Source organism: Mesorhizobium sp. M0751 (assembly GCF_040320265.1).
GTDB lineage: Bacteria > Pseudomonadota > Alphaproteobacteria > Rhizobiales > Rhizobiaceae > Mesorhizobium.
In genome coordinates, this window is the sequence record NZ_JAMYPH010000025.1 from 1 (window position 1) to 21385 (window position 21385).

Consider the following 21385-nt stretch of genomic DNA (forward strand, 5'->3'; position numbering starts at 1 on the left):
GGTGCGGGTTTGTGCGGCTGGGCGGATGGCAATGAAGCGCGCCTTGCCATCGGGCGTGTAGAAATTGCCGTTGGCGAAGAAGCGGGTGCTTTTGTCCTCCGGCTGGCGCCAGGCACCCCCCTCTGGCCTGCCGGCCATCTCCCCCGCAAGGGGGGAGATTGGCAGCTTTGCCGGCACCGCCTTTTCAGCAACGGTGACGATTTGCGAAGCCGGTGGCGACATCCAATCTCCCCCCTTGCGGAGGAGATGGCCGGCAGGCCAGAGGGGGGTGCCTTGGCTCGGCGCTGGCCATTGGAATGGCGCCAACTTCTCATAGGTCCCTGCATCAATCCCGGCATACGCGCCTATAGTAAAATCGCGCGCGCCGTCATTCTCGAAACCCGACAACGCGGCATGCTCGGCGAAGATGTCGGCCGGCGACACATGGGAAAATGCCTCGCCAAAGCCCATCCGCTTGGCGACTTCAGCGATGATCCACCAATCTGGCCTTGCCTCGCCGGGTCTGGCCAAGAAAGCCCGCTGGCGCGAGATGCGGCGCTCCGAATTGGTGACGGTGCCGTCCTTCTCGCCCCATGCCGCCGCCGGCAGCCGGACATGGGCGTGGCGGACCGTATCGGTCTCGCCCAGCACGTCCGACACCACGACAAACGGGCAGGCCTTGATCGCCGCTTCGACGGCATCGGCATCCGGCATCGAATCGACCGGGTTGGTGGCCATGATCCACAGCGCCTTGATGCGACCGTCGGCCACCGCCTGGAACATCTCGACCGCTTTCAGGCCGGGTTTTTCGGCGACGGTTGGGGCATTCCAGAAGCGCTGCACACGGTTGCGGTGCGCGGGGTTTTCGATCTCCATGTGGGCGGCCAGCATGTTGGCCATGCCGCCGACCTCGCGGCCGCCCATGGCGTTGGGCTGACCGGTCACCGAAAACGGCCCGGCGCCGGGCTTGCCGATGCGGCCGGTGGCCAGATGGCAGTTGATGATGGCGTTGACCTTGTCGGTGCCCGAAGACGACTGGTTCACGCCCTGGCTGTAGACGGTCACCGTCTTCGCCGTCGCGGCAAACAGGCTGTAGAAGCGGGCCAGTTCGTCCTCACTGAGACCCGTGGCCGCCGCGATGCCGGCAAGGTCGAGCGCCGAGGCGGCGAAAAGCGCTTGCCCGAAGCCGGTCGTGTGCGCCGTGATATAGGTGCGGTCCAGCGCGTTGTGCTGGCCGAGATAGGCGAGCAGCCCGGTGAACAAAGCGACGTCGCCATCGGGCGCGATCGCCAGATGTATGTCCGCGATATCCGACGTCATGGTGCGGCGTGGGTCGATCAGCACCACCTTCATCTCGGGCCGCTTTTCCCGGGCGGCGGCAATGCGCTGGTAGAGTACCGGATGGCACCAGGCGAGATTGGAGCCGACCAGCACGATCAGGTCGGCAAGTTCCAGATCCTCGTAATTTCCCGGAACGGTGTCCGAGCCAAAGGCGCGGCGGTGGCCGGCGACCGACGAGGCCATGCACAGGCGCGAATTGGTGTCGATATTGGCCGAGCCGATGAAGCCCTTCATCAGCTTGTTGGCGACGTAATAGTCCTCGGTCAGCAACTGGCCGGAAACATAAAAGGCGACCGAACCGGGGCCGTGCTCGGCTATGGTTTGCGAGAAGGTCGAAGCGACAAGGTCGAGCGCTTCATCCCAGTCGGTGCGGCGACCGTGGATCTCCGGGTATAGCAACCTGCCGTCGAGGTCGATGGTCTCGGCCAGCGCCGAGCCTTTGGAGCAGAGCCGGCCGAAATTCGCCGGGTGGTCCGGGTCGCCACGAACGGTTATTTCGCCGTTCGCGGCGACCTTCGCCAGCACGCCGCAACCCACCCCACAATAGGGGCAGGTGGTCCTCACCTCGCGCGCTTCATCAATCTGCATGGTTCACGCCGCGCGGCTGGCCAGCGCTTCCAGCGCAATGAACAGCCGCTCGCCGTCGATCCGGACCGCAATGGTGCGCACCACACCCTCGTCCGCACCGAGCGCCTTGCCTGTCTCCAGCGAGATCACCCAATTGTGCAAGGGACAGGTCACCGCCGTGCCATGGACGATGCCCTGGCTGAGCGGCCCACCTTTGTGTGGACAATGGTCGTCGATGGCAAAGACCTGATCGTCGGCCGTGCGGAAGACGGCGATCTTTCCTTCGGGCGTGGCGACGCAGCGCGCGCCGCGACGCGGAATGTCCGAGAGCGTGCCTATCGATACCCAGTTCATGTGGCTATTCCTCTTTTGCGCGTGTTCTTGTCCGAAAACCGCATTCCACTTTTCGGCAACACGCGCCTACTCCGCCGCCTGCGCAAAGCCGACCGAAGCCATGGGCCGGAATTCATGCTTGTCTTTGCCGGAAGCACGTTCCGACCACGGGTCGACCTGGGCGAATTTCTGCGAAAAGACGAAGCGGTCGAAATAGGCTTTGCGCTTCTCGCCATCGTCCATGATCTGGCGCTTGATCTCGGCGATGCCGACGCGCTTGGCCCATTTGTAGATACGCTCGAGATAGCGGCCCTGCTCGCGATACATCTGCGTCAGCGCGACGATATGCTCCAGCGCCTCGTCCTCGGTCTTGACCAGGCCGAGCACTTCGGTGCCCTTGATGTCGAGGCCAGCGGCGCCGGCGAAGTGGATCTCGTAGCCACTGTCGACGCAGATCACGCCGACATCCTTGCAGGTCGCCTCGGCGCAGTTCCTCGGGCAGCCCGAGACCGCCATCTTGACCTTGGCCGGGGTCCACGAGCCCCACATGAATTTTTCGATGCGGATGCCCAAGCCGGTCGAATCCTGCGTGCCGAAGCGGCACCAGTCCGAGCCGACGCAGGTCTTCACCGTGCGCAGTCCCTTGGCATAGGCGTGGCCGGAGACGAAGCCAGCCTGGCCGAGATCGGCCCATACCGCCGGCAGGTCTTCCTTGCGGATGCCGAGCATGTCGATGCGCTGGCCGCCGGTGACCTTGACCATCGGGATCTCGAACTTGTCGACGACGTCGGCGATGGCGCGTAATTCGGCGGCGTTGGTGACGCCCCCCCACATGCGCGGCACCACCGAGTAGGTGCCGTCCTTCTGGATGTTGGCGTGGACGCGCTCGTTGATGAAGCGCGACTGGTAATCGTCGGCGTATTCGTCGGGCCAGTCGCAGACGAGGTAATAGTTGAGCGCCGGCCGGCATTTGGCGCAGCCGCAGGAGGTTTTCCACTCCAGCTCCTGCATAACGGCGGGAATGGTCTTCAGGCCCTTGGCCTTGATCAGCCGGCGGACCTCATCATGGCCAAGCGTGGTGCAGCTGCACATCGGCTGGACCGCCGCGGGGTTGTATTTGTCGCCGATGGTCAGCACCATCAGCTTTTCGACCAATCCGGTGCAGGAACCGCACGAAGCCGACGCCTTGGTGTGTGCGCGCACGTCATCGAGCGAGGTCAGGCCCTTGGCCGTGATCGCGCCGGTGATCTTTCCCTTGCATACGCCGTTGCAACCGCAGATTTCCGCATCATCCGGCAAGGCTGCAACGGCCGCCATAGGGTCCAGGGGGGCGCCTCCCTGGTAGGACTGGCCGAAGATGAGCGTGTCGCGCATCTCGGATATGTCGGTCTGCTTCTTCTTGAGGTCGTTGAACCAGGCGCCGTCCGCCGTCTCGCCATAAAGCACGGTGCCGATGATGCGGTCGTCCTTGAGCACCAGGCGCTTGTAGACGCCGGCTGCGGCATCGCGCAGCACGATCTCCTGGCGGTCATCGCCCTCGGCGAAGTCGCCGAGCGAAAACAGCTCGATGCCGGTGACCTTGAGCTTGGTCGGCGTGTCCATGTGGACGAAAGCCGCTGCCTCATTGCCGGCCAGATGGCTGGCGGCGACGCGCGCCATCTCGTAGAGCGGCGCGACCAGCCCGTAGACCTGGCCGTTGACCTCGGCGCATTCGCCGATTGCATAGATGTCGGGATCGTTGCTGCGCATGCCGGCGTCGACGACAATGCCGCGATTGACGGCAATGCCGGCTTCCTTGGCCAGCGCCGCATTCGGCCTGATGCCCACCGCCATGACGACAAGCGTCGCCGGGATGATGGTGCCGTCGGCAAGCTCCACCCGCTCGACCTTGCCGTTGCCGGTGATCGCCTGGGTGTTGGCCTTCGTGATGACCTTGATGCCGCGCTGCTCGACGGCGCGCTGCAGGAGATAGCCGGCGGCCGGATCGAGCTGACGCTCCATCAGCGTCGGCATGACGTGCAGCACGGTGACGTCCATACCTTGCGCGTTCAGACCCGCAGCCGCTTCCAGGCCGAGCAGGCCGCCGCCGATAACCACCGCCTTGGCCCGCGACTGGGCGGCAAGCATCATCGCCCGGACGTCGTCGAGATCGCGATACGTGAGCACGCCCGGCAGATCATGGCCTGGCACCGGAATGATAAACGGCACCGAACCGGTGGCGATGACGAGCTTGTCGTAGGGCTCGGTCACGCCATGATCGGAGGTGACGGTCTTTGCCTGCCGGTCGATGGCGACGATCTTGTGGCCCTTGTAGAGGGTGATGCCGTGCTTGATGTACCAGCCGTCGCCATGGATGATGATCTCCTCATAGGCCTTTTCGCCCGACAGAACCGGCGACAGCATGATGCGGTCGTAGTTCACGCGCGGCTCGGCGTTGAAGATGGTGACCTGGTAGCGCCCAGGCGCCTTTTCCAGGAGGTGCTCCAGCATGCGCCCGGGGGCCATGCCGTTGCCGATGATAACGAGTTTCTCGGTCATGTCCTGATCCACTCCGGTCTCACTCAGCCGCGTAGGAAAGGCCTGACGCTTCGTCAGACGCCGTGCGCTCCATCCGCCGGATGGAAAAATGCATCCAGGCAAAGCAGGTGGCGACGATGACGAAGAGCAGCATGAAGCAGCTCGACCAGACGCCGGTGAGGTCGTTGAGCGCGCCGAAGACGATTGGCAGGATAAAGCCGCCGAGCCCGCCAATCATGCCGACAACGCCGCCGACCGCGCCGACACTCTGCGGATAGTAAGCCGGGATGTGCTTGTAGACGGCAGCCTTGCCAAGGCTCATGAAGAAGCCGAGCACACATGCAACGGCTATGAAGGCGAGCGGGCCGACCTCGAAATGGAAGGCGATCGGCCCGCTGACACCGCGCACGACGTAGTCTGCCGAGGGGAGAGACAGAACGAGAGTCGCGGCGGCACTGACAGCGAAGGTCCAGTAGAGCACGGTGCGGGCGCCGATCCGGTCGGAAAGCACGCCGCCATAGGCGCGGAAAATACTTGCCGGAATTGAATAGGCCGCTCCGATCATGCCGGCGGTCGCAAGCCCGAAGCCGTAGACGCCGATCAGGTAGCGGGGCAGCCACAGCGAGAGCGCCACGAATGCACCGAAGGCGAAGAAATAATAAAAGGCGAAGCGCCAGACCTGCAGGTTCTTGAGCGGCGCGAATTCCTGCCAGAAGCTTCTCGCGGGCGCTGCCTTGCCGGCGCGGCGCTCGCGGATGACCGGATCGTCGCCGGTCGTGAACCAGAAGACGGCGGCCATGACGACGAGTGCTGCCGCCCAGATCAGCGCGACCGACTGCCAGCCCCAGGAGAGAAGCACGAACGGTGCCAGGAACTTGGTGACCGCGGCGCCGACATTGCCGACACCGAAAATGCCAAGCGCCGTGCCCTGCTTGCCGGCCGGGAAGAAGCGCGAGACATAGGCGACACCGACGGCGAAGGAACCGCCGGCGAGCCCAACGCCTAGCGCAGCGACCAGCATCTGCCCGTAGGTGTGCGCAAAAGCGAGCAAAAAGGTCGCGACCGCCGCCGCAAGCATGGTCGCGGTGTATACCAGCCGTCCGCCAAAACGGTCGGTCCAGACACCGAGCACCATACGCACGAGCGAGCCGGTGAGGATCGGCGTGCCGACGAGCAGGCCGAACTCCGTCTCGTTCAGGCCCAGCTCCTGCTTTATGCGCACGCCGATGATTGAAAAGATCGTCCACACCGCGAAGCAGACGGTGAAGGCGATGGTGGACATGGCAAGCGCCTGCCGGGGAGCACTGTCCTGGCTGGGCGCTGCTGGGAGATTTGCGGTCATTTTCTGGCTCCGTTTTGCGGCGTGGGAGGCACCGCCCTTGTCTGTTCGTTCGCGACTGTCAGCGGCGCGGCATCGCGGTCAGCGCGCTGACGGCCAGAAAATCGCGCGTGTGAAGTCCGCGAGGGACGCGCCAGTTCCGATCCGTTTCATCGTCGTCGTCTCCGGTTGGGCGCCGCTTGGGACCAGCGCCGTCGATTTCGTCAAAACAAAAAAGCCGCCGGCCAGGTCTTCGCGTCCGGGGTTTCCGGGAGCGCGTGTGGACCTGAGCGGCAGCTTTGCCTGTGGCGCCCGCCATTGGACGCCGTGTCACTTGGCCCTTGCGGACCTACATTTCGAAAAGCAGGAAGCGTGCCAATTCGACAGCGCTCTGAATTATCGAATGAAATCAATGTGAACTGGAGCCGGGCTATTTTTGACCAAGCTCGGCAGCGGATCAAAGATTAGTCAGAATGCCTTGCACAGCAGCATAATATTTGTGCAATGCGGTAGATTGCCCATTGCCGATGCAGATTGCCAATGATGATGACGAGTTTCCGGTTATCGCCTTACTCCGCGGCTTCGACGAAGCGGTGGCGTTCGTAAAGGAATTTCAGCACCGCCTCGCGGCAGCGCAGGAAGGTGCGGTCGGAGGAAAGCTCGATGCGCCGGCGCGGCCGGGCTAGCGGCACGGGAAGAACCTCACCAATGGTGGCCGCCGGGCCGTTGGTCATCATCACGATGCGGTCGGACAACAGCACCGCCTCGTCGACATCATGGGTGATCATGATCGTCGTCGAGCCGAGCCTGGAATGGATATCCATCACCGCGTCCTGAAGATGGGCGCGCGTCAGCGCGTCGAGCGCGCCGAAGGGCTCGTCGAGCAGCAGGATCTTCGGCTCCATTGCCAGCGCCCGGGCGATGCCGACGCGCTGCTTCATGCCGCCCGATATCTCGGCCGGACGTTTGTCCTTGGCATGCGCCATCTGCACGAGATCGAGATTGCGCATGATCCAGTCATGCCGCTCGGCCCGGCTCTTGCTCCGGCCAAAGACCTTCGTGACTGCTAAATTGATGTTTTCGTAAACGGTCAGCCATGGCAGCAGGCTGTGGTTCTGGAACACCACGGCGCGTTCCGGGCCGGGGCTGTCGACCTCCTTGTCCTCGAGCAGAACGGCGCCGGCCGAGACCTTGGTCAGGCCGGCGATCAGGTTGAGCAAGGTCGACTTGCCGCAGCCTGAATGGCCGATGATGGAGACGAATTCGCCCTTGTCGATGGTCAGCCGGATGTCCTTCAGGACGTCGCTGACCTGGCTGCCGCGGGCGAAGGATTTGTCGATGTGGTCGAGCTTCAGATAGGCCGTCATGGCGCTCTCCTCACTTTGCCGTTGTGCCGCGGGTGACGAAGACGCCGACCGCCGCGACCAGGCGGTCGAGGCAGAAGCCGGTGACGCCGATATAGGCGAGCGCGACGATGATGTCAGGCAGGCGAGACGAGTTCCACGCGTCCCAGATGAAGAAGCCGATGCCGACGCCGCCGGTCAGCATTTCGGCGGCGACGATCGCCAGCCACGACAGGCCGATGCCGATCCGCAATCCGGTGAAGATGTAAGGCGCGGCCGCCGGTACCATGATCTTCACGAAGAACTCGAACTGGTTGAGCCTGAGGATACGGGCGACGTTGCGGTAGTCCTCGGGGATGTTGCGGACACCGACCGCGGTGTTGATGATGATGGGCCAGATCGAGGTGATGAAGATGACGAAGATCGCCGACGGGCTGGAATCGCGGAACGCCGCCAGCGAGAGCGGCAGCCAGGCGAGCGGCGGCACCGTGCGCAGGATCTGGAAGACCGGATCGAGCCCGCGCATCGCCCAGATCGACTGGCCGACGAGCGCGCCGAGCGCGACGCCGACGATTGCCGCCAGGCCGAAGCCCATGGCGACGCGCTGCAGCGACATCAGCACCCGCCAGGCGAGCCCGATATCCTGCGGGCCATTGTCGAAGAACGGGTGGGCGATCAGGTCATAGGCTTCGTTCCACACCTGGCTTGGCGGCGGCAGGCTGGCTGTGGGCGACGAACAGGCGACCTGCCAGACGACGAGCATGATGGTGATGACAATGACCGGCGGCACCAGCGTGCTTGCCAGCTTGCCGGCGATCGCGGCCGGGTCGAAGCGGCGCCGCGCCCTGGCGGTGAAAGCGATGATTTCGGCGGGCTTGGCCGGCGCGGGGAACGGCTTCACCTTGCTGTCCTCGATGGCTTGGATGGACATTTTTTCGAAAAACTCCTTGGCGGCAGGTGCAAGGCAGCCGGCGCTGCCCACCGCCTGCCGCGCGTCTATGTCAGGCTCAGGCCGACACCTTGATCTTGAGGCTGTCGAGATAGGCGGACGGGTTCTCCGGATCGAAGATCTTGCCGTCGAAGAAGGTTTCGGGGCCGCGCGACGAAGACGCCGGAATATCGGCCGCGGCGACACCAAGATCCTTGGCCGCCTCGCGCCACAAATCCTCACGGTTGACCTGGCCGACCAGCGCCTTGATGTCGGTGGTCGGCGCAAACTTGCCCCAGCGGATGTTTTCGGCGAGGAACCAGCTGTCGTGGCTCTTGAAGGGATAGGACACGCCGCCCTGCCAGAACTTCATATAGAGGTCGGTGCCATTGGCGACGCGGCCATTGCCGTAATTGATGTCGCCCTTGAGGCGGCCGATGATGTCGGCGGTCGGCACGTTCATCCACTGCCGCTTGCCGATGATGGCGGCCATCTCGTCCTTGTTTTCTTTTGCCTCGCACCATTGCTGGGCTTCCATGACGGCCATCAGGATCGCCTTGGTGGCGTTCGGGTACTTGTCGATGAAGGCAGCGCGCAGGCCGAGCGCCTTTTCCGGATGGCCCTTCCATAGCTCGCCCGTGGTGGCGGCGGTGAAGCCGACGCCCTGATGGACGAGCTGCTCGTTCCACGGCTCGCCGACGCAGAACACGTCCATGTTGCCGACCTTCATGTTGGCGACCATCTGCGGTGGCGGCACGACGATGGTCGAAACGTCCTTGTCGGGATCGATGCCGCCGGCGGCCAGCCAGTAGCGCAGCCAGAGATCGTGCGTTCCGCCCGGGAAGGTCATGGCGGCCTTGACCTCCTTGCCTGCTGCCTTCTTGGCGGCGAAGGCTTCCTTCAGCTTGGAGGCATCGAGGCCGACGCCGGTGGCGGCATATTCCTGGGCGACGGAAATGCCCTGGCAGTCGTAGTTGAGCCGCGCCACGATCGCCATCGGCAGCGGCTGCTTGTTCTGCGTCACCTTGCCGGTGTGCATCAGATAAGGCATCGGCGTCAGGATATGGGCGCCGTCAATGCCGTTGGCTTCGCCGCCGAGCACCAGATTGTCGCGCGTCGCCCCCCAGGAGGCCTGCTTGAGCACCTCGACATCGGGCATGCCGAATTTTTCGAACAGGCCTTTCTCCTTGGCAATCATCAGCGGCGCCGCATCGGTCAGCGCAATGAAGCCGAGCTTGGCGCCGGTGACTTCCGGCGCGGCGGGTGCCGCATAGGCGCCGGAGGGCAGCAGCGCACGCGCCGCCGCCAGCGTTGCGGCGGTGGCCGCGCTGATCCTCAGGAAATCGCGGCGGCTGATCGTCGTTTGGGCGGAATGGCTCTTGATGCGTTTCGTCATCGTCATCTCCGGTTGGGCGCGGCTTGGGATCGGCGCCGTCGATTTGCGTGAAAACAAAAAAGCCGCCGGCCAGGCCTCACGCGTCCGTCCATCCGGGATCGCGTGTTGACCTGAGCGGCAGCTTTGCCTGTAGCGCCCGCCATTGGACGCGTATTCCGTGACTCCGAGAAGAGTCTGCCTATTACAAGGCAGGAACCGTGCCAGTTTCGGAATGGACGACAAACATCAATGAGATCAACGACATGCCACAATCTTCGGCGCCCCGGCCCGCCGGGCGAGCAAGCCAAAGATTGTTCATTAGCGCATTTGCACGCACATTTTTTGTGCAGTGCACAAGAATGCCGCGGAAATGATCAGGCGTCAGTGCGCGCCAATTTCTGGCCGGCAATGTAGGCGTCGATCTCGTCGGGATCGAAGATCTGGCCATCGAAGAACCCGTCGGGACCGAGCACCAGGCTGGCACCGGCCGAGCCGACCGGAGTGGCAACCGTAAGCGCCCCCTCGACCTTGGAATTGGCGCCCGGCAGAGCGACGCCGAGCGGCTTCAGCGCCGCGCGATAGAGGTCGGGCCGATAGGTCTCGCGTGCCAGCGCCATATTGGCGGCGCTGTGCTTGACCTGCCCCCAGCGCACCATCTGCGTGTAGAACCACAGCGCATGGCTCTTCCACGGGAAGTTCGCCGCCTTGTCGAAGGGCAGAAAGAAGTCGCCGACGCTGAGTTCGGCGCCGCCGCCGAGCGCAAGATGGCCGCTGAGGATCGGCATCTGCAGCGCCGGCGCAAGGCCGAGGAAGGCCGGCTGCGCCATCAGGGCCGCGAGTTCGCCGCGGTTTGCCGGATCCTGGCACCAGCGCGCCGCATGATGCAGCGCGCGCAGCAGGGCTGAGAGCGCGTCCGGCTGTTTTTCCGCCCATGCCTTGCGCACGCCGACGACTTTCTCCGGGCTGGTCTTCCAGATGGCCGCCTTGACCGTGGCGATGTGGCCGGTGCCGGCGACGACTGCAGCACTGTTCCAGGGTTCGCCGACGCAGTAGCCGTCGATCCTGCCGGCGGCGAGTGCGTCCGCCATGAAGGGGGGCGGCACGATGACGATTTCGATCTCATGCGACGGGTCGATGCCGCAGGCGGCGAGCCAGTAGCGCAGTTCGTAATTGTGCCCGGAGTGCGGATGGACAACGGCGAAGCGCAGCGGATCGCCGCCGGCATTCGCCCGTTCGCGGATCAGCGCACCCAACGCCCTGCCGGCCCGCGCCGGATCGAGGTCGGGTCGGGCGCCGTGCGCGGCCATGCCTGCCCAGACCGCGTTCGAAACGGTGACGCAATTGCCGCCGAGGCCGAGCGAGAACGGCACGACCGTGTCGGAGGCGAGCGGCGTCAGCCCCAGATTGCAGGCGATCGGCATCGGCCCCAGCATATGCGCGAGATCGAAATGGCCGATGGCGATGCGGTCGCGGATGTTGGCCCAGGACGTTTCCCGGTTGAGCGTCAAATCGATGCCTTCGCGCAGGGCGAAACCGATTTCCTTCGCTGCGACAAGGACAGCGCTGTCAAAGAGCGGCATGAAGCCAGCATTGATCCGGTGCTCGGCCGCCATCGTCAACTCTCCTCGGGATCCAGCAGGCCTGCCGCCGTCACCAGGCTTTGGGCGATTTCGCCGATCTTGCGGTTCTGGTTCATGGCGGTCTTGCGCAGCAGCGTATAGGCCGCGTCCTCCGACAGGCCGCGCGACTTCATCAGGATGCCCTTGGCGCGATCGATCACCTTGCGGCTCTCCAATTCGCTGCGGGCCTCTTCCAGTTCGCGCGCCATGCGCGAAAACGCGTTGAAGCGGCTGATCGCCATGTCGAGGATCGGCTTGACCCGCTCCTGACGCAGGCCGTCGACGACATAGGCAGAGACCCCGGCTTCCACCGCTGCCTCGATCGAAGCCTGGTCCGAGCGGTCGACGAACATGGCGATCGGCCGCTTTACCACGCGCGAAAGCTGGAACATGTTTTCGAGCATGTCGCGATTGGGATTTTCGAGGTCGATGACGATCACGTCGGGTTCGATCTCGGCGATCCGCCGCGCTATGCCGGCGACGTCATGGATGACCGTGACCTGCTGATGACCCGCCTCCCGCAGTCCCGCTTCGATTATCGAAGCGCGGATGTGGTTTTCATCGATCACCAGGACAGTGAGGGATTTGCGGATCATGCCGCATTTTGCGCAGGCGAGGCGATTGTGCAATGCGGCATGGCGAGATTCATGGAAACGAAGGCGGCGCGCCGCCTGAGGAATTGGGAGCGGCGGCCGCCTTGACGCCGCTGTCGCTCGCCGAGCCGCTGGTGCCTTCGGTAGCCGCCGGCGTGGTCGGCGGAACCTCGATCTTCGGCGGCCGCGGCGGCTACACCGGCACGATCATCTGCGCGCTCACCCAGACCGTGCTGACGACGCTGCTGACCATTCTGCCAATGCCCGAAGGGGCGCGGCGGATATTGTTTGGGCTGATCGTGCTGTTTGTGACGGCGGCGTATTTGCGGATTATTGAGGATAGGTAGGGAAGGCGGAGGTGAATGGCTGCCTTTAACCCGTTGCAGACACCGAACGTCTCAGGAGAGTAGGTCTGCTTGCGCTAAAGCAGGCACTAAGAAACGCAGGTCGGCCTGCGCGGCCACAACGGGCGCGGCCTCGTCACCTGGCTGCTGTGCGGGACGTTCGGCCCGGCGTCATCGCGCTGCAGGCGGGGAAGCGCTCCTGGCAGAGGCTTCTAGACTTTTCGGGCTCAAAGCCGCGAAAAATAACTATGAAAATATTGCTAGGAAAACGCCAATAGCTGTCGATTACAGCGTCGGTGCCAAGCGGGCCTATTGATTGCCACGTCAGACACGGTCACACTCGCTTGACAGCTGACTGTGGGGGTGGGAGACAGTGCATAGCTTACGCGAGAAGCACCTTGCGTGCTTGGTCCGGCGTTTCGTCAGACCTCATTCGATTGTTAGGTTTTATTCGGTGTGGAACAACCTGTGGTTATACCGCCACCGGTGGTGGCCGCTCCGCTCGGTAAAACCCCATCTTATTCCACACCTCCAAGGGTAAGTGATAGCCGGAGGCGACATAGCCGATTTAGTCGAGCGCTTCGACGCCTCGACTTTGCGTGTACGCGCACCCACCCCAATCATCCTGTTGTGCGGTGGCCAGATCGACGTCAAAACGGCGAAGCCAAACTCCTTGCGGGATGCTTACACCCAAATTTACGGGCGGCCTGGCCTGAAGTCATATTCTACGGTGACGCCTGAAGATTTTAGAATCTTCGCGCCCGATGGGCCCTACAAAGACTGGCTGAGTTTTGAGAGAGAATTCGCGCAGATAGTCGACTTGGTCGTTCTGTTTTCAGAAAGCTATGGAAGTGTTGCTGAACTAGGCGCGTTTTCGGTGGTCGAGGAAATCGCCACCCGCCTGCTCGTTGTCATTGACGACAAGAACTACAGCGATCCGTCTTTCATCAAGCTGGGCCCGCTTCTCTTCCTACAGGAAAATCACGGGAAGTCTACTGTATGCGTGCTAAATCGCCAAGATCTGAATATTAATAATATAAACAGCGTTGCGGATGTGAGCCTTGACCGTTTGGCCGAAGCGCTTATTCCCGCAATTGAAAAGCGGAAAGCTGAGTACAGAGAACATACGACGTTCAATCCTGAGCGAGCCGGTCATGTCATTAAGTTGATTGTCGGCTTGATACAGCATTATGGGGCGCTGACCGAAGACGAGATTGATATCCTCCTGTACGTTATGGATTTAAAGGTTCCATTTTATAAGATTGCTGACTACTTGAGCTGTGCAATCAATGCCTGCTGGATCGTCCGAGATAAGCGCGGAATTAGTGAGTACTACTGCGCGTTGCCTGACATGGAAGAGGCGGTCACTTACCGACTTCGAACAGATTTGCCGCCGGATGAAAAAGACCGGGCCCGCTGGCGCGCAAGGGTAATCGAGTATTGGAAGAATAAGGAACCCGTTAGATTTAGCAGCATCCAAACTGCGTTAAAGAGCGCTCTGTGATGAGCGGCATCGTCGATATACTAGCCATTGAGACTGGTATGGATACCAACTTGGTGGAGCGCATCATGCGAACCGCCCCTGTTAGGTATAAAACCTACATGATACCGAAGCGCTCTGGAGGTTTTCGACGTATCTCCCAGCCCGCCAAGGAAGTGAAGATATTGCAGAGGGCATTGGTCGATGTGCTTCTCAGCAAGCTGCCAATTCATGATGCTGCGACTGCCTATCGTGAAGGTATGTCCATAAAGGAGAATGCGCGGCGTCATGCTGGACATGGGCCAATCCTGAAGATGGATTTCGCAGACTTTTTCCCATCGATTAAGGCTACTGACTGGTCTCGCTATTGCGAGATTACGGGCGCCCTTGCCTCATCCACAGATATCCATCTGACCTCACAACTGATTTTCCACCGGCCCAAGGGAAGCTCGGTCTTACGATTGGCTATCGGGGCTCCTTCGTCACCAACTGTCTCCAATGCCTTGTTGTGGGACTTCGACGAGGCTATTAGCAAAGAGGTTTCCAAAGACCAAGTGACATACACCCGTTACGCGGACGACCTCACCTTCTCTGCTTCACGGACGGGCTATCTCGTCAATGTCGAGAAGGCCGTCCGGAAGGTAATCAAGCTGATCGAGCGCCCTAAGCTTGTCATCAATGAGGGCAAGACAACCCGCGTGACAACGAAATACGGACGGCGTGTGACGGGGCTCACTTTGACAAACGACGGAGCAGTGTCAGTAGGGCACACACGAAAACGCGAGCTTCATACCGCCGTGTATAGAGCTAGCAAGGGTGGGCTGGATGGCGATGAGCTAGCAAACTTGAAGGGCATGCTAGGTTTCGTAAATAGCGTCGAACCTGAGTTTATTACGACGCTGCGGAACCGCTTCGGCGCGAGCATTATCCAGAAAATCCAGGCATTCCCTATTCCCAAGCGCCAACGCTAGGACATTATGTTTCAGGGCGCGAGCTGTGCGTTTGCGCGGCGCACGGACGCTGTAAGGTCATGAACCGCGACGTTCGCGGCCGGCATATCAAACGTCGCCTTTTCGCGCGAAGCAGACTCTCCGCCCACCCCACCGCACTCCCCTGATCCACCTCCTCGGCATTCGGATCGCCCGGCGCTGTCGCCCAGGCCAGTTCCACCAGCGTCACCGTCCGGCGTCCGACCCCGTCGAGCTGGCAGACGATCACCCCCTGCTCCTCGATGTAGCTCAGCAGGCGCCGGGCGCGGCGTAGCGAGTGCGAGCCGTAGGCGCGGGCGATCGCAGCGTCGCTCGGGCAGGGCCAGCCCTCCTTGGCGGCGCGGGCGATCATCATGAAGACGCCCTGCATATCCTCGGGCAGCAGCGAGGCGCGCGCCGAGACGTCCTGCCATGCGTCGTCGCCGGCGATGTCGGAGCCGAGGCCGGCGCGACAGCGCCGGGCCGAGCGCCATGAATTGCCCGCGCTCCAGGTCGCGAAAAGCTTCCGCCTGGCGCCGCTCCATGCCGAGGAGATCGGCGGCGCGCGCCATGTCTATATCGAGAAGGGTCCGCCATGGGGGCTCTGCTTGGCTTGCCGGTCATACAAACACGATAGGGTTTTTCTCGCGCCGTGCCATGCGGATCAATTCCGATAGTCCATCGGCAAATTCCCGAACCCATGCGTCGGTGCTGGATTCGAGCAGGCGCAATTCGCGCTCAAGCTCGCCGAAACTCGGCTCGTCGATCACGTCTCCGGCGTGGCTGCCGGAATAGAGGACAATCCGTTCCAAGGCCGAGCCTTCGCCGAGAAGGCCGGCAATCGCCTCCCTGAGCCTGCCTACGTGGGCGATGTTTCCGACACGCCAGTTGGACACCGTGACAGCGTCCAAGGTGAGATCTACGCCCTCGGGATGAATCACCTCGCATTCGCCCGTTGTCGGTTCCCGCTGAAAGCGATAGCCGGGGAATTCCGGCTCCATGGTCGAAGCGCTTTTGAAAACTGCCAGGTCGAGACCCATTCCGATCCTCCGGCTAGCCCAAGCCAAAACAGGCGCGCAGCAGCGTGAGCGGACTTAGCGATCGGGTAGCTCGGCCCAAAGCTTCTTCGCGAAGCCGCGTTCGTCGAGTTCCCACAAGTCGTCTGCTATTTCAGCTTGGCCGTTGCGGCATCGATAGGAATAAACGGTATCGTGACCCGTGGCGACGGCTGGAACGTCTTGCGCGTTTGGATTCTGCCGGCAGAACTCATCCGCACCAGGATTGTCGCGTGCCGCGTTCATCTTGGTGCAGGGCAGGTTGGCGCCGACGAAGCAAACCATGACCTTGCCGTCCATGCAGCGATATTGGGCCTGTGCCCGCAGTTCGGAATCGTCCGGCGCAATTTGAGCGTCCGGAGCCAGCGCCTTGAAAGCCTGGACCGTCTCGTCACGAAGCGCGGGCGAATAGTCCTGGATCGTGTCGTTGTTGCGCACCTGGCGGCACAATTGGCGCATGTCGGCAGCCTCCGCTTTCGTGACGCCGAGCGCGGCAAGGCTGAGCAGGGCTCCAACCAGCCATGCCGCAGCGCCGGTGTTCAAAAAACGGGACATTTTCATCGCAAACCTCCTTCGAAAATGCGCATGAAACCGCTCGCGACTTGCCGCCACAGAGTAGACACTTGAGCAAGAGTATCAGGATAGCGCGCAATTTGACCGCCACCAGCCAGCAGACGGTCCCACCGAGGCGGCGGCAAGCTGCAGAATAGCCAGCATCAGGATTTTCTCCGCTGGGAGACGGCATGGATGCTCTCAGGGCGCATGTACCCGATCATCACCGTGACCGCGCCGGCAATGTAGAGCCGTAGCGGCTTTCTGCCGATCAGCCCGCCGCCGTACCTCGATCCCAATCAGCGCGTCGAGCAGCGTGGCGCCAATCTCACACCACCAACCTCCGCTGCTCCACCTCCTCCGCATTTGGATCGCCCGGTGCCGTCGCCCAGGCCAGTTCCACCAGCGTCACCGTCCGCCTCCCGACGCCGTCGAGCTGACACACGATCAGCCCCTGTTCCTCGATATAGGTCAGCAGGCGGCGGGCGCGGCGTAGCGAGTGGGAGCCGTAGGCGCGGGCGACCGCGGCGTCGCTCGGGCAGGGCCAGCCTTCCTTCGCGGCGCGGGCGATCATCATGAAGACGCCTTGCATGTCCTCGGGCAGCAGCGAGGCGCGCGCCGAGACGTCCAGCCAGGCATCGTCGCCTGCCATGTCGGCGCCGAGGCCGGCCCGCGCCCGCGTCAGCATGCGGCGGAATTCGGCCAATTCCGGCACGACCGAGGCGAGGCCTTCGATGCGGCAGCGGACCACGAACTCCTGGTAGAGCACGCCGATGACCCGGAAGCCGGCATCGGGTTGCGCCAGCACGGCACGCAGCACCCGGTCGACGCGCTCGCGCCGCTCGGCCAGATCCTCGGCGCTGATCGGCGGCTCCACCGGTTCGGGGCGGATTTCCAGCGCCGCCGATTTTGCCGCCATCAGCTGATCGAGCAGGTCCGGCGACGAGCGGCGCTGCGGCCGGACGGTTTCCGGCGGCGGCGCCGCCAGGATGATGGCGCGGGCATCCTCCAGTGCCGCTTCCGGCAGCGGCATCAGGCGCGGGGTCGCGTTGCGCGGACTTGTGTCGGTTGGGCCGATGCGCAAGCCGAGCGGCCGGCGCGACAGCGCCGGGCCGAGCGCCATGAATTGCCCGCGCTCGAGGTCGCGAAAAGCCTCGGCCTGGCGCCGCTCCATGCCGAGAAGGTCGGCGGCGCGCGCCATGTCGATATCGAGAAAGGTCCGGCCCATGAGAAAATTGGAAGCCTCGGCGGCGACGTTCTTGGCGAGCTTGGCCAACCGCTGGGTGGCGATGATGCCGGCCAGCCCGCGTTTGCGGCCACGGCACATCAGATTGGTCATGGCGCCGAGCGAGAGCTTGCGCGCCTCGTCCGAAACCTCGCCGGCCACAGCCGGCGCGAACAGCTGCGCCTCGTCCACCACCACCAGCATCGGGTACCAGTGGTCGCGGGCGACCTCGAAAAGCCCGCCGAGGAAGGCGGCGGCGCGGCGCATCTGGTTCTCGGCGTCGAGCCCCTCGAGATTGAGCACCGTGGAGACGCGGTGAATGCGCGCCCGCTCGCCGGCGCTCTGCAGGCCGCGCTCGGTATGCTCCTCGGCATCGATCACCAAATGGCCGAAACGGTCGCCCAGCGTCACGAAGTCGCCTTCGGGGTCGATGATCGTCTGCTGCACCCAGGGCGCGCTCTGCTCCAAAAGCCGGCGCAGCAGATGGGATTTGCCGGAGCCCGAATTGCCCTGCACCAAAAGCCGCGTAGCCAGCAACTCCTCAAGATCCAGCGCCGCCGGGACACCTGCGCTCGTCTGGCCCATCTCGATCGCAACGGTCATGTCTTCGACTCTCCTTACGGAGAGGGCTTATCAACCGCATCACAGCCCGTCGAGCGCGCCATGGCCGGCGCTCCGTGTTGCGCACAGGCTGGATGCTGCCAAAGTCAACGATACGAACCGTACCGTTTCGATTCAAGACTGCCACTAAGGAGTGGATTCCTGTCCTTCGCATCGGCTACCGGATAGAGGCGCCCGACGCGGTCATTGACGCGGTGGAGATCGAGCGGCCGAAGCCGATTTTTTGCGGGCATTTGCCCGCTCCTCCAGGTCTCGCCAGAAGCCAAGCACTGTCGCCACGATCGCTTCCGGCGCGTCCTCCTGCATAAGATGCTTCGCGTTCGGCACGACGTGGAAGGAAGCGCTCGAAATGCGGCGCGCGAGCTCGCGACCGTCGGCGATGGGAATCCACTGGTCGTCCTCGCCCCACAGGATGGCAACGGGGCAACGAATCTCACCGTATCGCCACTCGACCTCTTGCGAGTATTTGTCATCCATCTGAGCGACCTGGCGCCAGAAGGCTTTTTGGCCTTCGGCTCCCAGCCACGGCGCGAGGTAAAGCGCCATCTCTTCCTCGCGTAGCGCATTCGCTACGGCGCCGCCGATGTAGGCGCGCAGGATCGCTTCGTGAATGTAGTGCGGGAGGCCGGAAAAGACCGTCTCGTGTTTCCTGGCGGCCTGAACAAGTGGCGAGCCTTGCGGGCTGATTGCGACCGGATCGATCAGAACCAGCGACCGGTAGTCGAGCCCATTGAGCAAATGACCGCGCAACGCTGTTGAGCCGCCGAGATCATGCGCAACGATATCGGGGTTACGCAGGCCCCAATGATCGTAAAGGGCCGCGAAAAGCTCGTTCTGCATGCCACGGGACACGTCGCTGTCGGGTTTGTCGGATCGACCATAGCCGAGCATGTCAAAGCAATAGATTCGCCTCTGTTGGCCGAGCAAAGGCGCAATTCTACGCCATGCCGACGATGAGAAAGGCGTGCCATGCAGCAATACCGCGGGTGAGCCCTCGCCCATCGCGCCCCAGGCGATCGAGTTCCCTTGAAAGGTGAAGCGTTCAGGAAGAGGCCAGTCCGCTGTCGCCATCAGTCTTTCCTCCGATCCTAACGCAGCTAACGACCTATCCAACGACAACCTGTACGTCAGGTTCCAATGGTCCGCTTCTTCACCGGCTGGGCCTGCTTGGCCCTCTGCGAGCCGGTGCGGCCGCTGCAAGAATGCTCTCCATCAGGTCCTTTTCGCGCAGTGGTTTGCCGAGCAGCGGCACGTCGCGGGGCCGGTCGGCGATCGCGTCGGCGTCGGCATATCCGGTTATCATCACCGCCGGCCAATCGGCTCGCAGATTGCGGGCGAACCGAATGACCTCCAGGCCCGAGACGAGCGGCATGGCAAAATCGGTGACGATGACGTCGAAATCGTACGGCGCCCGCTCGATCATCGCCAGCGCTTCCGCACCGCCCCCCGCACAGGTCACCGCAAAGCCATGTTGGCGAAGCGATTGCGCCGTCAGTTCCCGCAATACGCTGCTGTCGTCGATCAGCAGGACCGACGGATAGTCCTCGCCGGCATTCCCGACGGTGTCGTCGGCATCGGATTTCTCGGCGATTTCCACCGGCCGCTCGATTGAACGCGGCAGCCAGAGCTGGACGGATGTTCCACTGCCGACGGTGCTTTCAATGCGGAGCGTGCCGCCCGATTGCTTGACGAAGCCATGCACCGTGCTCAGACCGAGGCCAGTGCCTTTGCCGACCGGTTTTGTCGTGAAGAACGGTTCGACGACCTTGGCCAGAATATCGGCCGGTATGCCCGACCCCGTGTCCTTGACGGTGACCACGACGTAGTCGCCCGCCGAAATATCCTCGGCTGCACGGCCTAGCGTTCGATTTTGCGCCTCCACGATTATCGTGCCGCCGGACGGCATGGCATCGCGCGCGTTGAAGACCAGGTTCATCAGCGCCAGCTCCAGCTGGCTGGCATCGACATGCGCCGGCCACACAGTATCGTCGACAAGCCAATCGAAACGGATCAGGCCCCCCAGGACCGGGGCCACCAATCCGTTCATTGTATCGCCGAGCGCGCCGAGGCGCACGGCCTGTGGCCTCAGTGTCTGGCGGCGCGAGAACGCAAGCATGCGGTTGACGAGCTCGGCGCCCTGTTTTGCCGACCGGCGCGTCAGTTCCAGAACCTGCCTGGTCTGTCCATCGAACTCGGCGTGGCGCTCGAGCAATCCCAATCCGCTGAGTATTGCGGCAAGCAGATTGTTGAAATCATGCGCCAGGCCGCCGGTAAGCTTGCCGATCGCGTCGAGGCGCTGCGATTGCAGCAACTGGTTCTCAAGCTCGCGCCGCTCGGTAACGTCCAGCAACGTACCGAGGATTTCTGGCCTCTGGCCGTCGGAGCCGTTCGACAGGACGCCCTGGTCGAGGAAAATCCGGTAATTGCCGTCGGCGCATTGCCAGCGGAATTCGCAGGTGTAGGAGCCGGTGGCCTTGGCGTTGAGCAGGGCTTGCCTCACGCTCGGCAGATCGTCGGGATGAACCCGGCTCAGGCCGAAGCCCGGATCGGCGGTCAGCCGTTCGGCAGGAAAGCCGGTCAGGCGTTCGACCCCTTCGGTGACAAAGCTGGCGCTGAACGGCGGCTCCGCCGCCCTTGCGTGGAAGCAGACCGGAAGGGAGCTCAAAATGGCATGCTGCCGCTCCTGGGCGCTGCGCAGCGCCCGCTCGGCCTCGAGCTTTTCCTTCTGCGCCTGCAGTGCCTGGGCCAGCAGCCCTTGCTCGGCAGCCGCCTTTCGCTGGATTTCGAGCGTCTTCTCATGAAGTTCGACGAACACGGCGACCTTGGAACGCAGCATGGCCGGGTCGAAAGGCTTGAACACGTAATCCACCGCGCCGGCGTCATAGCCACGCAGCATGTGGGCGTCTTCCTTGTTGATGGCGGTAAGAAAAATTATCGGCGTTCGCCTGGATTGCTCGCGCTGGCGGATCAGTCCCGCCGTCTCGTAGCCGTCCAGCCGGGGCATCAGCACGTCCAGCAGGATGACGGCGAAATCCTCCTTCAGCAGAGCGCGCAGCGCCTCTTCGCCCGACTGCACGCAGACGACATCACCGATAGGGGCCAGAACCTCGCCGATCGCCAGCAGATTGCGCTCGTCGTCATCCACGGCCAGGATGCGCGCCTTTGCCGGCCCCGCTGCCGGCGCCATGACCTCCAGCTTTCTTGCTCCGTGCCTCGACAGTTTCTGC

17 protein-coding genes and 2 pseudogenes are annotated in these 21385 nt (G+C 63.0%); 4 read left to right on the forward strand and 15 right to left on the reverse strand.

Annotated features, from left to right (window positions below; all coding sequences use genetic code 11):
* From NKI19_RS28050 to NKI19_RS28080, 7 genes are all read right to left on the reverse strand, one after another.
* Window positions 1–1908 (reverse strand): molybdopterin-dependent oxidoreductase (locus tag NKI19_RS28050; protein WP_352951258.1); only part of this gene is annotated, 1908 nt, incomplete at its 3' end.
* A 3-nt stretch (window positions 1909–1911) separates the two neighbouring features.
* Window positions 1912–2241 (reverse strand): nitrite reductase small subunit NirD, encoded by a 330-nt coding sequence (nirD, locus tag NKI19_RS28055; RefSeq protein ID WP_352487947.1) that lies wholly within the window; start codon window positions 2239–2241, stop codon window positions 1912–1914.
* 66 nt (window positions 2242–2307) lie between these two features.
* Entirely contained in the window at window positions 2308–4758 is a 2451-nt protein-coding gene (nirB, locus tag NKI19_RS28060) for a nitrite reductase large subunit NirB (protein WP_352487945.1), read from the reverse strand.
* A 19-nt stretch (window positions 4759–4777) separates the two neighbouring features.
* Window positions 4778–6079: an MFS transporter gene (locus NKI19_RS28065; protein ID WP_352487943.1), complete on the reverse strand. Its 1302-nt coding sequence runs from the start codon at window positions 6077–6079 to the stop codon at window positions 4778–4780.
* Window positions 6080–6624: 545 nt separating this feature from the next.
* The gene (locus tag NKI19_RS28070) at window positions 6625–7422 is read right to left on the reverse strand and encodes an ABC transporter ATP-binding protein (protein WP_352487941.1); all 798 of its coding nucleotides are present in this window, start codon (window positions 7420–7422) and stop codon (window positions 6625–6627) included.
* 10 nt (window positions 7423–7432) lie between these two features.
* The gene (ntrB, locus tag NKI19_RS28075) at window positions 7433–8329 is read right to left on the reverse strand and encodes a nitrate ABC transporter permease (protein WP_352565232.1); all 897 of its coding nucleotides are present in this window, start codon (window positions 8327–8329) and stop codon (window positions 7433–7435) included.
* A 76-nt stretch (window positions 8330–8405) separates the two neighbouring features.
* On the reverse strand, window positions 8406–9722 hold the full coding sequence (locus tag NKI19_RS28080) for a CmpA/NrtA family ABC transporter substrate-binding protein (RefSeq protein WP_352487937.1): 1317 nt from the start codon (window positions 9720–9722) through the stop codon (window positions 8406–8408).
* Here NKI19_RS28080 and NKI19_RS28085 point away from each other — a divergent pair.
* Window positions 9709–9831, forward strand: coding sequence for a hypothetical protein (locus NKI19_RS28085; RefSeq protein WP_352487935.1), 123 nt, complete (start codon window positions 9709–9711; stop codon window positions 9829–9831). The two genes, NKI19_RS28080 and NKI19_RS28085, sit on opposite strands and share 14 nt — an antisense overlap.
* A gap of 244 nt (window positions 9832–10075) precedes the next feature.
* On the opposite strand, the gene NKI19_RS28090 is transcribed toward NKI19_RS28085, so the two are convergent.
* Window positions 10076–11314 (reverse strand): CmpA/NrtA family ABC transporter substrate-binding protein, encoded by a 1239-nt coding sequence (locus tag NKI19_RS28090; RefSeq protein ID WP_352487933.1) that lies wholly within the window; start codon window positions 11312–11314, stop codon window positions 10076–10078.
* Window positions 11315–11316: 2 nt separating this feature from the next.
* Window positions 11317–11916, reverse strand: a complete 600-nt coding sequence (locus tag NKI19_RS28095; RefSeq protein ID WP_352483956.1) for an ANTAR domain-containing response regulator — start codon at window positions 11914–11916, stop codon at window positions 11317–11319.
* Window positions 11917–12026: 110 nt separating this feature from the next.
* On the opposite strand from NKI19_RS28095, the pseudogene NKI19_RS28100 reads away from it, so the two are divergent.
* From NKI19_RS28100 to NKI19_RS28110, 3 genes and pseudogenes are all read left to right on the forward strand, one after another.
* Window positions 12027–12260: pseudogene (locus NKI19_RS28100) on the forward strand (ABC transporter permease); the annotation flags it as partial.
* Window positions 12261–12798: 538 nt separating this feature from the next.
* Window positions 12799–13761 carry a retron St85 family effector protein gene (locus NKI19_RS28105; RefSeq protein ID WP_352565234.1) on the forward strand — a complete coding sequence of 321 codons (963 nt, stop codon included), beginning with the start codon at window positions 12799–12801 and terminating at the stop codon, window positions 13759–13761.
* Window positions 13761–14708 carry a retron St85 family RNA-directed DNA polymerase gene (locus NKI19_RS28110; RefSeq protein WP_352565235.1) on the forward strand — a complete coding sequence of 316 codons (948 nt, stop codon included), beginning with the start codon at window positions 13761–13763 and terminating at the stop codon, window positions 14706–14708. Before NKI19_RS28105 ends, NKI19_RS28110 begins: the two co-directional genes overlap by 1 nt.
* Window positions 14709–14712: 4 nt before the next feature.
* On the opposite strand, the pseudogene NKI19_RS28115 reads toward NKI19_RS28110, so the two are convergent.
* The 6 genes and pseudogenes from NKI19_RS28115 to NKI19_RS28140 all read right to left on the reverse strand — a co-directional run.
* Window positions 14713–15298, reverse strand: a pseudogene (locus NKI19_RS28115) (hypothetical protein); the annotation flags it as partial.
* Between the two features lie 27 nt (window positions 15299–15325).
* Window positions 15326–15706, reverse strand: a complete 381-nt coding sequence (locus NKI19_RS28120; RefSeq protein WP_352951259.1) for a hypothetical protein — start codon at window positions 15704–15706, stop codon at window positions 15326–15328.
* Between the two features lie 93 nt (window positions 15707–15799).
* On the reverse strand, window positions 15800–16321 hold the full coding sequence (locus NKI19_RS28125) for a hypothetical protein (RefSeq protein WP_352492645.1): 522 nt from the start codon (window positions 16319–16321) through the stop codon (window positions 15800–15802).
* A 319-nt stretch (window positions 16322–16640) separates the two neighbouring features.
* On the reverse strand, window positions 16641–18140 hold the full coding sequence (locus NKI19_RS28130; RefSeq protein ID WP_352565237.1) for a helicase HerA domain-containing protein: 1500 nt from the start codon (window positions 18138–18140) through the stop codon (window positions 16641–16643).
* Window positions 18141–18341: 201 nt separating this feature from the next.
* Window positions 18342–19358, reverse strand: coding sequence for an alpha/beta fold hydrolase (locus tag NKI19_RS28135; protein WP_352565239.1), 1017 nt, complete (start codon window positions 19356–19358; stop codon window positions 18342–18344).
* Window positions 19309–21345, reverse strand: coding sequence for a PAS domain-containing hybrid sensor histidine kinase/response regulator (locus NKI19_RS28140; RefSeq protein WP_352565241.1), 2037 nt, complete (start codon window positions 21343–21345; stop codon window positions 19309–19311). The genes NKI19_RS28135 and NKI19_RS28140 overlap by 50 nt, the downstream gene beginning before the upstream one ends.
* Window positions 21346–21385: the final 40 nt, after the last annotated feature.

Coding starts and splice junctions, on each gene's coding strand:
- nirD (WP_352487947.1), bottom strand. CDS start 2,241: ATGAACTGGGTATCGATAGGCACGCTCTCGGACATTCCGCGTCGCGGC.
- nirB (WP_352487945.1), bottom strand. CDS start 4,758: ATGACCGAGAAACTCGTTATCATCGGCAACGGCATGGCCCCCGGGCGC.
- NKI19_RS28065 (WP_352487943.1), bottom strand. CDS start 6,079: ATGACCGCAAATCTCCCAGCAGCGCCCAGCCAGGACAGTGCTCCCCGG.
- NKI19_RS28070 (WP_352487941.1), bottom strand. CDS start 7,422: ATGACGGCCTATCTGAAGCTCGACCACATCGACAAATCCTTCGCCCGC.
- ntrB (WP_352565232.1), bottom strand. CDS start 8,329: ATGTCCATCCAAGCCATCGAGGACAGCAAGGTGAAGCCGTTCCCCGCG.
- NKI19_RS28085 (WP_352487935.1), top strand. CDS start 9,709: ATGCGTTTCGTCATCGTCATCTCCGGTTGGGCGCGGCTTGGGATCGGC.
- NKI19_RS28080 (WP_352487937.1), bottom strand. CDS start 9,722: ATGACGAAACGCATCAAGAGCCATTCCGCCCAAACGACGATCAGCCGC.
- NKI19_RS28090 (WP_352487933.1), bottom strand. CDS start 11,314: ATGGCGGCCGAGCACCGGATCAATGCTGGCTTCATGCCGCTCTTTGAC.
- NKI19_RS28095 (WP_352483956.1), bottom strand. CDS start 11,916: ATGATCCGCAAATCCCTCACTGTCCTGGTGATCGATGAAAACCACATC.
- NKI19_RS28110 (WP_352565235.1), top strand. CDS start 13,761: ATGAGCGGCATCGTCGATATACTAGCCATTGAGACTGGTATGGATACC.
- NKI19_RS28120 (WP_352951259.1), bottom strand. CDS start 15,706: ATGGAGCCGGAATTCCCCGGCTATCGCTTTCAGCGGGAACCGACAACG.
- NKI19_RS28125 (WP_352492645.1), bottom strand. CDS start 16,321: ATGAAAATGTCCCGTTTTTTGAACACCGGCGCTGCGGCATGGCTGGTT.
- NKI19_RS28130 (WP_352565237.1), bottom strand. CDS start 18,140: ATGACCGTTGCGATCGAGATGGGCCAGACGAGCGCAGGTGTCCCGGCG.
- NKI19_RS28140 (WP_352565241.1), bottom strand. CDS start 21,345: ATGGCGCCGGCAGCGGGGCCGGCAAAGGCGCGCATCCTGGCCGTGGAT.